Genomic DNA, 12,741 nt, shown 5'->3' with positions numbered 1-12,741 from the left:
GTCGGAAGCGGATGACTCCGCCCGACCGAGTCTGGGCACGCCGCCACCGGCCGACCAGGACGCGTCACACCCTGGCAACGCGGCCTGGACGGTGGTCTCCTACCCGGTGGTGACGCTGCCGAGCCACAGCAGGTCACGGGCGCGGGTCATCGCCACGAAGAGCCGGCTGCGCAGCAGTTCCGCACGCTCCCGGGCCGTCTCGGACGTCTCCGTACCGGCCGGCGTACCGGCCGGAGTCCCGTGTCCGGGGACCGTGTCGTGCCGGGGCAGGAAGACGTTCTTGAACTCCAGGCCCTTGGCCCGGCGGTAGGTGCCCAGCTTCACCGCGTCGACGGCACGGCCGTCGTAGTGCTCCAACTGGCACACCGGGATGCCGGCCTGGGTGAGCAGCCGCTGGTAGTCGCCTACGGCGCGCATGGACGGGCACAGCAGGGCGGTGTCGGCGAGGGCGCCCTCGGGCAGGGAGCGCAGGGCGTCCAGGAGCTCCCGGTCGTGGGCTTCCACGGTGGGCCGGGTGACGCGTACGACGTCCCCGTCGTGGTAGGTGAGGTCGACGTCGCGGCGGCCCGAGGTGCGCACGCCGTCGAGATCCTCGAAGGCGTCGTCGGCGACGACGGTGAGCGCCGCGTCCAGGATCTGTTTGCTGTTGCGGTAGTTGGTGCGCAGGACCTGTCCGCGGTCGCCCCGGATGTCGATGCCCGCGTCGGTGAGGCGGAACCCGCCCGGGTAGACGGTCTGCTGGCCGTCGCCGACGAGCAGCAGACCGTTGGGCACGTCACCGACGAGCGCGTGCAGGAGGCGTACGCCGACGAGGGTGAGGTCCTGGACCTCGTCCACGATGACGGCCGCGTACGGAGGTCCTTCGCGGCGGCGGGACGCTTCGGCCAGGGCGAGGGAGAGGACGTCGTTGAAGTCGTGGACGCCGCGCACCCCGCGCAGGGCTTCGTACGCCTCGTAGAGCTCCCACACGGCCTGGCGGTGCGTACGGTGCAGGCTCGCCCTCCGCCGTCGCCTGGGGACGGCCGCGTACTCCTCGAAGCGGGTGAGGCCGCGTCCCTTGATGACGTGGTCGATCTCTTCGTGCCAGTAGGTGGGGGCCGGGTCGAGCGCGGCCAGTCGGCTCGCGCGGCCGACGTTCTTCCAGGCGAGGCTGAAGGCGGTCTCGGCCTTGTCGCCGTGCAACCGGACGGGTATGCCCCGCTCCTGCAGGAATTCCTGGGCCCAGGAGTGGAGGCTGCGGAAGTCCACCCGGTCGGCGACGGCCGGGGCCATGGCCTTGAGGAAGGTGCTCTGTACGCGGGGCAGGTTGTTGGCGAAGGTGACGTACAGGATGCGGCCGGTGGTCCGCCGGGCCAGGTGGGCCGCACGGTGCAGGGCGACGACCGTCTTGCCGGTGCCCGCCGGTCCGCTGATGCGGGCGGGACCCGACCAGTCGCGGCGCACCAGTGCCACCTGGTCGGGGTGGAGGAAGGTCATCCACTGCTCGATCGGCGCGCGCCTCGCCCCCTCCAGGGCCGCGTCGCGCAGCCCCTGCACGTCGAACAGTCCGTCCGGGGAGCCCGGTCGGTGGGGTTCGGGCGCCGGCGCCGGCCGCTGGTCGATCGCCGACCCCGCGTAGCCCGGGAACACCCGCTCCAGGTGGTCGGCGATCGCCCGGACCGACTCGGCGCGCAGCCTGTGCCGCTGCGACAGCAGCACGGGGCCGATCTCGTGTTCGCCCAGGAGCCGGATCCGGCCGAGGCTCGCGTCGAGGCGCTGCCCGGCGAACACCAGCACCGGCTGGACCGCCACCGGTGACATGCCGAGGGAGGCCACCGCGCTCTCGGCCGCCTTCGTGGCGGCGAGCAGCCCGGGCGCGTGTCCCTCGGCCGGCTCGCGGCCGGCCGTGACGTCGACGACGAAGACCCCGCCGGGCCCCACCAGCAGCATGTCCGCGTCGGCGGCCGGGGTCCGGGACCATCGGCGGTCGACGAGCAACCGCCAGCCGCGCGCGGTCAGTACCAGCAGCTGGGCGAGGACCCGCTGCTCCCCCTCGCCGGCCGTGTCCCACCGCAGGGCCTGCCGGCGGGCGGCGTGCCACTGCTCGCGAAGTAACCGCTCCTGCCGCCGTGCCTCCTGCGTCCGCTGCGATGCCGCCCCGCCTGCCCCCATACCAGCCCCCCTCGTACGCGGAGTGACGATCATAGGGCGGAACGCGACGATGGCGGCAGGGCGCCTACGGGGCCGCCCCTTCGCTCGGTCCTGGCCGCTCCGGTCAGTCCTGCCAGTAGAAGACCAACGTGTCGATGCCCAACGGGCCGCGGCTGCCGAAGTAGTACACCCCGAGGTCGGTGACCTGGATGGCGCGGACGGCCGCGTCGAGCCAGCGGAAGCCGGCCGATTCGAGGGCGCGGCGCACCTGCGGATGGTCGTCCTCACCGGCGGCGAACCGGCCGAGGGTGCTGAGGAACACCGCGTCGTCGCCGCTCTCGCCGTACCTGATCACGTCGTAGGTACCGTCCCCCACCCCGTTGTCCTCGCCGCAGGAGATCGGCGGCTTCGGCGCGAGACCGGCGGCCGTGAGTGCGGCCGAGGCCCGCCGCAGCCGCTCGCCCGTGTCGCCGGCCGGCGGCGGCTCCGTGCACAGGGCCTCCATCCGCCACCGTGGATCGCTCCGCTCCTCGCACCACCGCCCGTACTCGTGGACGATCGCCGCGCGCAGTTCCTCGTCCAGGCCGGTGACCTCCACGCGGGGGCGCCCCAGCTCCTCGTACAGCCTGCGGGTCTCATCGATGTCCTCGGTCAGACGGTGCAGGGCGTACGCGGCCCACAGCTTCGCCTCCTCGGTCGGCGCCTCGGCGAGGTAGCCGCGCAGCCGCTGCGGGTCGGTCAGGAGCGCCTGGGCGCGGAAGGCGACCTGTGGGTCGGGGTCCGCGAGCGCGTCGGTGACGTCCTCGCCGGCGCGGTCCCGCAGGCGGACGGCGAGGGAGCGGTCCTCGGGGCGGGCCGCGCCGAGCTGGGCCAGCACCGCTTCGACCCCGTGCCGTGCGACCAGTCCGTCGATCCCGGCCTCGCCGGTCTCCCGCCGGCCGCGCCACAGGTCGAAGGCGAGCGTCGCCAAGGCACCCGCCGCCGTGAGGTCGCCGAGCGCGCCGCGGGCCCCCAGCACCGCCTCGGCCATGCCGTACTTGCCGTCCTGCTGCCGGTCCTCGTGCCGCAGCCAGGGCAGCAGCTCGGGGCGGTCCGAGAGCAGGCCCAGCAGCGCGACTCGCACGTGACTCACGTCATCGGTGTCCTGGACGCACGCGATCAGCCGGCCCACGCGCCGCTCCGGCACGCGTCCGGCCAGCGCCTCCACGCAGGCCACGCGGCGCCACCACGGCTGCTTCGCGTCGGCCACGCACCGCGCGAGGGCGTCCGCGTCGTACGCACGCAGGGCCTCGGCGTCGGTCCGGCCGGGCTCCGGGGTCAGCTTCTTGATCGTCTTCGCCATCCCGGGATGCTACTCGGCGGCATCGGGTGTCGGTGGGTGTCGATAGGCTTCGTGGATGGCACTTCCCGACGCTTCCACCGAGACCTCCGACGCTCTGCAGGTACTGCACCGCGTGTTCGGGTACAGCTCCTTCCGCGGCGAGCAGGAGGAGATCATCGAGCAGGTCGTCGGCGGTGGTGACGCCCTCGTGCTGATGCCGACCGGTGGCGGCAAGTCGCTCTGCTACCAGATCCCGGCGCTGGTCAGAGAAGGCACGGGCGTGGTGATCTCGCCGCTCATCGCGCTGATGCAGGACCAGGTGAACGCGTTGACCGCCCTCGGGGTGCGGGCCGGGTTCCTGAACTCGACGCAGGACACGTACGAGCGGCAGGCCGTCGAGCAGTCGTTCCTCGCCGGCGAGCTGGACCTGCTGTACCTGGCACCCGAGCGGCTGCGCACCGAGAGCGCCCAGCGGCTGCTGGACCGGGGCAAGGTGTCCGTCTTCGCGATCGACGAGGCGCACTGTGTCGCGCAGTGGGGTCACGACTTCCGGCCCGACTACCTCGCGTTGTCCATGCTGCACGAGCGCTGGCCGAAGGTGCCGCGGATCGCGCTGACCGCGACGGCGACCGAGGCCACCCATGCCGAGATCGTGGCGAGGCTCGGCCTGGAGGAGGCCCGGCACTTCGTCGCCAGCTTCGACCGGCCGAACATCCAGTACCGGATCGCCCCGAAGAACAATCCGCTCAAGCAGGTGCTGGAGCTGATCCGCGGCGAGCACGCCGGTGACGCCGGAGTCGTCTACTGCCTCTCGCGGGCCTCCGTGGAGAAGACCGCGGCCTTCCTGGTGGAGCAGGGCATCGACGCGGTGGCGTACCACGCCGGCATGGACGCCCGGGCCCGCGCGGCGAACCAGGCGCGGTTCCTGCGGGAGGACGGTGTCGTGGTGGTGGCCACGATCGCCTTCGGCATGGGCATCGACAAGCCCGATGTGCGCTTCGTGGCGCATCTCGACCTTCCGAAGTCGGTCGAGGGCTACTACCAGGAGACCGGTAGGGCCGGCCGCGACGGGGAACCCGCCACGGCGTGGCTGGCGTACGGGCTGCAGGACGTGGTGCAGCAGCGCAAGCTCATCGAGGGGTCCGACGGCGACGAGACGCACCGCCGCTCGCTGGGCATGCACCTGGACGCCATGCTCGCGCTGTGCGAGACGGTCGACTGCCGTCGGGTGCGGCTGCTGGCGTACTTCGGGCAGCCGGGCACTGCCTGCGGGAACTGCGACACGTGTCTGACGCCGGCCGAGTCCTGGGACGCGACGGTCGCCTCGCAGAAGCTGCTGTCGACGGTGTGGCGGCTCGCGAAGGAACGGCGGCAGAAGTTCGGCGCCGGCCAGATCATCGACATCCTCCAGGGCAAGAAGACGGCCAAGGTCATCCAGTTCGACCACGACGGGCTCTCGGTGTTCGGTGTCGGGGCGGACCTGGGCACCGCGGAGTGGCGGGGAGTCGTACGCCAGCTTCTGGCGCAGCGGCTGCTGGCGGTGGAGGGCGACTACGGAACGCTGGTGCTGACGGAGGAGAGCGGCGAGGTGCTGGGCGGACGCCGCAGCGTCTCGATGCGGAAGGAGAAGGCGCCCGCCGGTCCCGCCCGCAAGGAAGGCGGCTCGCGTTCCGGCAAGGGCGCCCGTGTGCCCGTCGACCTGCCGGCCGCGGCGGAACCGGTCTTCCTGGCCCTGCGTGCCTGGCGGGCCGAGACGGCGCGGGAGCAGGGCGTCCCGGCGTACGTCGTCTTCCACGACGCGACGCTGCGGGAGATCGCGACGCGGGTGCCGGCCACGACGGAGGAGCTGGGTGGCATCGGCGGCGTCGGCGAGGCCAAGCTCGCCAAGTACGCCGAGGGGGTGCTCGCCACACTGGCGGAGTGCGGGGCGACGGCCTCGGGCGCGCCGGTCGCGCCTGTGGCGCCCGTTGCTCCGGCCGCTGCGGCTGCTCCGGCGCCGTCGTCGGCCCGGCCGGAGCACCACCGGGCGGCGCGGGATGCCGAGGAGGAGCCGCCGTTCGACCTGGACGAGATGCCTCCGCCGCCCTTCGACGACGACTGGCGGTAGCGGTCCCCCGCACCCGGGAGTTACCGATGGGTAGCCACGGGTGCGGCCGCACGGTAGCGTCGGCCGCCTGGAGGGGAGAAACATGCCTCGTACGTTCACCGTGTCCGACAGCATCGTCGTCCACGTCAGTCCCGCCGACGTCTACCGGCACGTCTCCGATCCTGCCCGGATGGGCGACTGGAGCCCGGAGAACCTCGGCGCCACCGTGCACGGAGGAGCCGGGTCGACACGCGTCGGGACGGTGTTCGACGGGCGCAACAAGCGCGGGGCCTTCCGGTGGACCACCAGGTGCACGGTGACGGCGCTCGAAGAGGACCGACTGTTCCGCTTCCGGGTGCACGCCATCGGGGTCCGGCGCCCGCGGGTGCCCGGTGCCATCGCGACCTGGGAGTACCGCTTCGAGCCGGTCCCGGAGGGCACCCGGGTGACCGAGACGTGGACGGACGACCGGCGCTCGTGGCCGGACTTCGTGGCCGACGCCTTCGACCGGGTGGCCACCCGGGGACACACCTTCGCCGAATTCCAGCGCAGGAACATCGCCACCACCCTGCGCAACCTCAAGAAAGCGATGGAACCTGCGTCCGACATGGGGTAACGGTGGGGGCCGTCAGGCTTTCGCGGGCGCTCCGCCCCGCGCACGGCCCTCTACCGAGGAATCCACATGAACCACGCCGTCGAGTCCGTCCGGCCGGAGCCCTTCCGGCCGGAGTCCTTCCGGCTCCTTCCCGGCGCCGCGGCGTCACCGGTGATCCTGCACATACCGCACTCCTCGCGCGCCGTACCGGACTCCGTACGCGCCGGGATCGTGCTGGACGACACGGCGCTCGAGCGGGAACTGGACCACATCACCGACTCGCACACGGCGGACATCGCCGCGGCGGCCGCCGCCGGATGCGCCCTCACACCGTGGCGGTTCGTCAACGGGCTGTCCCGCCTCGTCATCGACCCCGAGCGCTTCCCCGACGAGCGAGAGGAGATGCTGGCGGTGGGCATGGGAGCGGTGTACACGCGCACCACCCATCGGGAGCGCCTGCGGGCGGACGGTTTCGACGGCGGACCCTTGATCGACCGCTACTTCCACCCGTACGCGGACGCGATGACGCGGGCGGTGGAGGACCGACTGGAGGCCGTCGGCCGGGCCGTGATCATCGACGTGCACTCGTACCCGACGGAGCCCCTCCCCTACGAGCTGCACGGCGCCGGCCCGAGGCCTCCGATCTGCCTGGGCACGGACCCCTTCCACACCCCGGCCGCCCTCCTCGCCGCGGCCGAGAAGGCCTTCGCGGGCTTCGGCGGCACGGGGCTCGACAGCCCCTTCGCGGGTACGTACGTACCGCTGCGGCACTACGGCAAGGACCCGCGGGTCGGTGCGCTGATGGTCGAGATCCGCAGGGACACCTACATGTCCGAACCGGGCGGCCCCGCCGGACCGGGCCTCGCCACGCTGGCGGCGGCGCTGACCGAACTCGTGGACGGCCTAGGCCGCGGCAGGCTTCGCGGAGGCCATGGCCTCGGAGGATGAGGGTGGCCTCCCCCACGTGGGGGAGGCCACCGTCCCGCTGTCGCTCCACAGGACCGGCCGAGCCCGTCGCGCAGGGTGATGAGTTCTGTCGGACGGCACGTGACGATGTGTGGCATGGGCATGCGAACGAGCGACTCGACGGTCAACTCCGCAGCGGCGCCGCCCCGCTGGGCTGTCCGGGCCGCGCATCTGACGACCTGGGTGGTCCTGCCGAGCGGGCTGTGGCGCATCGCCCTGGTGCTCGGATACCCGGCCGGATACACGGACGTCGGCTTCGAGACCTTCCGGACGATCGGCGCGCAGGTGTGGATGCTGACACTCAGCGTGGTCTGCGAGCTCGCGGCGTTCCTCACGATCGGTCTGGTACGGCCGTGGGGTGCGGTCGTGCCCCACTGGATTCCGCTGATCGGAGGGCGAAGAGTCCGCCCCATGGCCGCCGTGGTCCCTGCCGCCCTCGGCGCGGCGGCCCTGACCGTGCTCTGGGCCTTCACACCCTGGTGGTGGCGGTTTCCGCACGACGACATGACGCCGACCGGGAGCTTCGTGGTCGGCATCCTCTACCTCCCGCTGTTCCTCTGGGGCCCGCTCCTCGGCGCCGTCACCCTCTCCTACCACCGCCGCCATCGCGCCCCGCGCCGCTGAGCGGAGGGCGTCCTCGTCGCGCTCGGCCGTCAGGACGGTTGGAGCTCGTCGAAGAGGGCGAGGGCCGCGGTGGTGTCCGGGCTCACGAGGCGTTCCAGCCCGGCCATCGTGATCTTCGCCCACCGGGCGGCCCGTGCCCACATCTGTTCCTCGAAGGCGCGGACGGCCTCGTCCAGATCTCCAGGGCCGGTGGCGGCGACGAACTCGGCGAGTTCGGCGCCTTCCGGCATCGCGAGGTTCGCGCCGGCCCCCAGCGGGGGCATCAGGTGGGCGGCGTCGCCCAGCAGCATCACCCCGGGGACGTGGGTCCAGGTGTGGGAGGCGGGCAGGACGTAGAGGGGGCGGTGGGTGAAAGCCGTGCCGTGACGGGGGGCCAGGTCGAGGTTCGTGTGCCGGTCCAGCGGCGCACGGAACCGGGCGTACACCTTGACGTGGCCTCCGCTGTTGCGCTGGGCGACCAGGGCTCGGTTCACGCCGTAGACCGCCAGGGACCCGTCGCCGATCAACCGGGCGAGGTCGGGGTGGCGGGTGTCGACGTCGTCCAGGGAGGTCTCGACCAAGGTGACGCTGTCGCCCGACGAGGGCTACGAGACCGCGCTACCGCTCGGCGCTCCCGTTCTCCCCGCCCTCCCCGTCGACCTCGTAGATCCGCTGCTGAAGCCGTTCACCGGCCCAATCCAGCCCGACTCCCAGGTCGAACCAGTGCCGATCCCTGCGGACTCCGGGCGGGGCGAGGTTCACGGCCGCCCAGGAGAACACTCCCAGCAGGAGGGAGCGCCCGTGCTGCGCACTGCTCACGGACAGGGCGAAGGGTGCGGCGAGCGCCGCACGGGTGACCAGGATGACCTGCTCGTTTTCGGAGTTCGGACGTCCGCCCGTGAGGAACCGCGGCGTTTCGAGGATCTTGACCCACTCGACCACGGCATCAGCCACCTGGGCGCGCAGGGACTCTTCGATCCCCTCCCGGACGGCGGCCGCCGGATCATCGCCGAGCCAGCCGAGCCAGTGGTCGGGATCGGTGAGCTTGCTGAAGTCGTCCTGCGGTACCCCGTGGCGGGGATTCTTCTCGTACTCCCCTGTCAGTTTCCCGCTGCTGTCCACCAACCACGCGCCGCGGACCGCCTCAGGGGGTACGTAGCCGTCGGGGTCGTCGATGTACGTCGTGTCGATCTCGGCGACACTGCCTCCGGGATTCTCGGCAGCCGCGGCCAGCAGCGCCGGCTCGTTCGGTATGCCCTTGCGTCGGCCTCGCGAACCGAAGAGTCCCACGTTCCCACCCCCACCGTTACCCGCCCGTTGATCGTGATTGTGCCGCACCGGGGTACCTGGTAGCCGGCAGACTCCGGGCGCCCCCGCGCCTGACCGTGCTCCGCGTCGTCCGAAGTCGCTCCGCGCACCACGCCGCGTCAGTGACGTAGCCGGGCGGCCGCGGCAAGAATCGGGGTGCTCACGACGGTGGCTGCGGCGCCGAGTGTGGTGTCGGTGGCCAGGATCCACCGGACGGTCTTCATGGCCAGGGTGAGGACCTCGCTTCCGCGCCGACGCATGCCTGCCTCGAAATCCGCAACGGCGTCGGTGAGGGTGGTGGTGCCGTCGGCGGCGGCGCTGAGGTGCGTGAGCAGGCCGGCGGCGTCGCGGATGGCCGCGCCCGCTCCCATTCCGGCGGTGGGCGGTGTGGCGTGGACGGCGTCGCCCAGCGCGGTGATCCGGCCCGCCGGCCACGGCGCGAGATCCGCTGCGCGGGTGGAGGCGGCGTTGAAGCGGAACCCGGCCACGCTGTGCGGGTCTGCTCGGGCGATGACCTCGAGTGTGTGCTCGGCCCAGCCCCGCTCACGGAACAGGCCGAGCAACGCGGCCCGCAGCGCGCCGCCACGCAGGTCGCGCAGGGAATCGGTGCCGGTGGATTCGGGGAACATGGCGCCCCAGATGTAGGTGGGTTCGGTGGTGACCGACATGCGTAACTCGGGTGCGTCGAGCGCGGTGTTGCCGACCGGGTCGAGGAAGCCGACGTAGAGCGCTCCCGCGCGCGGGCCGATCGCCAACCCCGATCGTGGCCCGAGTCGCCGATGCTCGCCGGGGCTGAGGTCTCGCCGGAGGGTGCGGCCGGAGAACCCGATGATGCCCGTCGGGCTGTTGGTCGGACCTCCGGCCAGGTGTCGGGCGACCACCGAGTGGGTGCCGTCCGCGCCCACCACCAGATCCGCCGAGACCGGCGCCCCGTCCGTGAACAGCACTCGGGGCGCACCGTGGTCGTCGTGTCCGACACCGGACACGTTGCATCCCAGGTGCAGGCGGTCTCCGACGGCTTCGGCCAGCAGCTTCCGCAGGGTGATCCGATCGACGTCGATACTTGCACTGTCGCCGAGGTCCGGGCCGTGGCCCAGCAGCCGGCCGCGGCGGTCCCAGAACGCGTCGCGCTCGCGCAGTCGCAGCGCGGACCCCGATGCCAGCAGCCGCTGCGTGATCTCCGGTTCCACCAGGTCTTTCAGCGCCGACTGCGCCCGCTCGTCCAGGGTGATGTGGTAGCCGCCCGTCGCCGCCACATCGGTGTCTCGGTCGAACACCGCCACCTCGAACCCCCGGCGGCGCAGCCCCGCCCCCAACGCAAGCCCGCCGATCCCGCCACCGACCACGACCACCCGCATACCCGACACCGTCCTTTCAGCTCCTCTGCTCGCCGAACAGAACCCACCCTGACACCGGTGGTGGACACCGAGTGGCCACCACCGGTGTCAGGGTGGGCAGATGGCGAACACCTCACACCGGGCGTTGCGGCTGCTGTCTCTGCTCGGATCAGGACGGCAGTGGTCGCTGCGCGAGCTCGCCGGCCGGCTCGGGACCAGCGAGCGCACCGCCCGCCGCGACATCGAAACCTTGCGCGCGCTCGACTACCCGATCGCTACCGTTCACGGCCCCGACGGCGGCTATCGGCTCGGGACCGGGCGAACCCTGCCGCCGCTGCTGTTCGACCACGACCAGGCCCTCGCGGTCGCGGTGGCCTTGCAGACCGCGCCGAGCGCGATGTTCGGCCTGAGGGACGACGCGGCGCGGGCACTGGCGGCTCTGCATCAGGTCATGCCCCCGGCGCTGCGCGCATCCATGGAATCCCTGCGCCTCACTCGGCTGCAGAACTATTGGGAGTTCCCCGCGCCCCCCATCGACCCGGCCGCCCTCACCGCCGTCGGAACCGCGGTACGCCACCGCCACCTGCTCGTCACCGAGACACTGCGTCCCGACGGCACACGCCCCGAACCCGGTGACCCCGACCACCTGCCCGCCCACCGCATCGAGCCACACCATCTGGTCTACTGGGCCGCCCGCTGGTACCTGGTCGCCTATGACCTCACCGACGACGAATGGCGCGTGCGCCGCGTCGATCGACTGCATGCCCGCCCCACCACACAGTGCTTCGCCGCCCGCGCGCTTCCCCACCCCGACCTCGCCCACTTCGTGATGAGCACCCACGACCGCGGCGACACCCCCGCCGTCTGGGAGTGCACCGGCACCGCCCGGCTCAACCTGCCCGCTCACATCGTGGCCCGCTGGGCACCGGGCGGCTCCGTCGTGGAACACCTCGACTCCGAGTACTGCCGGCTCACTCTCGGCGCCTGGTCCTGGGCCGGCATCGCCGGCATCCTCGCCACCTTCGACACCGAACTCAGCGAGCTCCACCCACCCGAGCTCGTCCACGCATGCCGCCGTCTCATACGCCGGTGGGCCTCCATCGCCGACGCGGAGAACCTCGATCCTTCGCATGAATGAGCCGTTCGACCTGTCAGTGGGCCTGGGTACGGTTCCGGTATGTCGAACGCGTACACGACTCTGTGGACCAATGATCTGTGCCGTGAGCTCGAGCGGTCCGGTTACGCCGGCCAGAGGCTGACGATGCTGTTCGGCGGACCGCACCAGTCGCTGCCGAGTTTCCGGCGGGCGGGCGTGCGGTCCGGTGATCTGATCTACCCCGTGCGGGTCCTGCGCACCCGGCTCCACGTGTTGGGTTCGATGGAGGTGTCCCGGATCATCCCGTACGAGGACGCGGGCTCGGTGCTCCACGACGACGACTACGCGAAGCTCTTGGACTGGCGGCCGTTGAAAGCCGGCTGCGTGACCGAGGTGCTGACCGGCCCGCCGGGCTCCCCGCTCTCGTTCGGCACGACCGTGCCGCCGGATCTTCTGGAGCGATTGACCTATACCTCGCGCCGCGGCGAGCGGACGCTGAAGTACATCGAGGACGGCCGGCTGACTCGCTCGGTCAGCCTCCAGGGCATCTACCGGCTCGCCCCCGCCTCCGCCTCCGAACTGCGCCGGCTGATCATGAACGCGGAAGGCTGAACGGCATGGACGATGCGACAAGCGAGGCTGGTCGAGCCTTCCTTCGGACTGTGCAGCAGGGCCAGGTACGCAAGGGTGTGGTGTCTTCCCTGGCCGATTTCGGCGCGTTCGTCGATCTCGGCGGCTGTGTCGATGGCCTGGTGAACGTGGCGGAGATGTCCTGGCTGCACTACGACCGTCTGGCGGACGTGGTCGAGGTGGGCCAGGAGGTCACGGTGGTCGTCCTGAACATCGATCCGGACCGGGTCCGGATGTCCCTCTCCTTGAAGGCTTTGCAGTGCGACCCGTTCAAGGACTTCGCTCGTACGCACCTCGGCCGCGTGCTTACCGGCCGCGTGACCAGGGTCGTCCCCTTCGGCGTCTTCGTCCACGTACATGAAGGCATTGCAGGCTTGCTCCACAAGTCCGCCTTCGACGCTCCCGACACCGACCACCCCGCCCCGCTGCCGCACGTCGGGGACGAAGTCGTCGTGGAGATCACCGACATCAACTTCACGCGTCGCACCGTCTCACTGACGCTGGTCCGGTGACGGACCGGCACTGGTTCAGCTGTGGGCCGCGAGGGGTACTGTCACGCAGCGCTCGTCCGGCGGGCGACGACCGGACCCGCCACCGAATTCGGGGTGGCCTGCGGGGGGGGCGTCGGGCCGTGGGGAGCCGTCAGGATCGCCTACCCGGCGGAGGATT

Annotated in this window: 11 protein-coding genes and 1 pseudogene; 7 read left to right on the top strand and 5 right to left on the bottom strand. The window is 71.7% G+C overall.

The features are described from left to right. Nucleotides 1-99 precede the first annotated feature (99 nt). A complete protein-coding gene (locus OG624_RS36980) occupies nt 100-2,151 on the bottom strand; it encodes a nuclease-related domain-containing DEAD/DEAH box helicase (protein ID WP_371640435.1) in 2,052 nt (683 codons plus the stop codon). 103 nt (nt 2,152-2,254) lie between these two features. Beyond that, nucleotides 2,255-3,472 carry a hypothetical protein gene (locus OG624_RS36975; protein WP_371640434.1) on the bottom strand — a complete coding sequence of 406 codons (1,218 nt, stop codon included), beginning with the start codon at nt 3,470-3,472 and terminating at the stop codon, nt 2,255-2,257. A 55-nt stretch (nt 3,473-3,527) separates the two neighbouring features. Between OG624_RS36975 and recQ the strand changes: the two genes are divergently transcribed. The 4 genes from recQ (at nt 3,528) to OG624_RS36955 (ending at nt 7,722) form a co-directional block, all read left to right on the top strand. Beyond that, complete coding sequence (gene recQ / locus OG624_RS36970) at nt 3,528-5,558, top strand: DNA helicase RecQ (RefSeq protein ID WP_371640433.1); 2,031 nt, start codon at nt 3,528-3,530, stop codon at nt 5,556-5,558. An 82-nt stretch (nt 5,559-5,640) separates the two neighbouring features. Next, entirely contained in the window at nt 5,641-6,153 is a 513-nt protein-coding gene (locus tag OG624_RS36965) for an SRPBCC family protein (protein ID WP_033216082.1), read from the top strand. A 66-nt stretch (nt 6,154-6,219) separates the two neighbouring features. Then, nucleotides 6,220-7,080, top strand: a complete 861-nt coding sequence (locus OG624_RS36960; protein ID WP_371640432.1) for an N-formylglutamate amidohydrolase — start codon at nt 6,220-6,222, stop codon at nt 7,078-7,080. A gap of 114 nt (nt 7,081-7,194) precedes the next feature. Continuing rightward, nucleotides 7,195-7,722, top strand: a complete 528-nt coding sequence (locus tag OG624_RS36955; protein WP_371640431.1) for a hypothetical protein — start codon at nt 7,195-7,197, stop codon at nt 7,720-7,722. A gap of 29 nt (nt 7,723-7,751) precedes the next feature. Here the strand turns inward: OG624_RS36955 and OG624_RS36950 are convergent. The 3 genes and pseudogenes from OG624_RS36950 to OG624_RS36940 form a co-directional block, all read right to left on the bottom strand. Then, nucleotides 7,752-8,288, bottom strand: a pseudogene (locus OG624_RS36950) (FAD-dependent oxidoreductase); the annotation flags it as partial. Nucleotides 8,289-8,319: 31 nt separating this feature from the next. After that, complete coding sequence (locus OG624_RS36945) at nt 8,320-8,991, bottom strand: hypothetical protein (RefSeq protein WP_033216078.1); 672 nt, start codon at nt 8,989-8,991, stop codon at nt 8,320-8,322. 137 nt (nt 8,992-9,128) lie between these two features. After that, a complete protein-coding gene (locus tag OG624_RS36940; protein ID WP_371640430.1) occupies nt 9,129-10,367 on the bottom strand; it encodes an FAD-dependent oxidoreductase in 1,239 nt (412 codons plus the stop codon). 100 nt (nt 10,368-10,467) lie between these two features. On the opposite strand from OG624_RS36940, the gene OG624_RS36935 reads away from it, so the two are divergent. The 3 genes from OG624_RS36935 to OG624_RS36925 are packed head-to-tail and all read left to right on the top strand — an operon-like array spanning nt 10,468 to nt 12,584. Continuing rightward, nucleotides 10,468-11,484 (top strand): helix-turn-helix transcriptional regulator, encoded by a 1,017-nt coding sequence (locus OG624_RS36935; protein WP_371640429.1) that lies wholly within the window; start codon nt 10,468-10,470, stop codon nt 11,482-11,484. 39 nt (nt 11,485-11,523) lie between these two features. Beyond that, nucleotides 11,524-12,054, top strand: a complete 531-nt coding sequence (locus tag OG624_RS36930) for a hypothetical protein (RefSeq protein WP_033216072.1) — start codon at nt 11,524-11,526, stop codon at nt 12,052-12,054. A gap of 50 nt (nt 12,055-12,104) precedes the next feature. After that, nucleotides 12,105-12,584, top strand: a complete 480-nt coding sequence (locus OG624_RS36925) for a S1 RNA-binding domain-containing protein (protein WP_371640428.1) — start codon at nt 12,105-12,107, stop codon at nt 12,582-12,584. Nucleotides 12,585-12,741 lie beyond the last annotated feature (157 nt).

It is taken from the genome of Streptomyces virginiae, assembly GCF_041432505.1.
Classification (GTDB): Bacteria; Actinomycetota; Actinomycetes; order Streptomycetales; family Streptomycetaceae; genus Streptomyces; species Streptomyces virginiae_A.
This window is presented reverse-complemented; position numbering and strand designations above follow the sequence as displayed.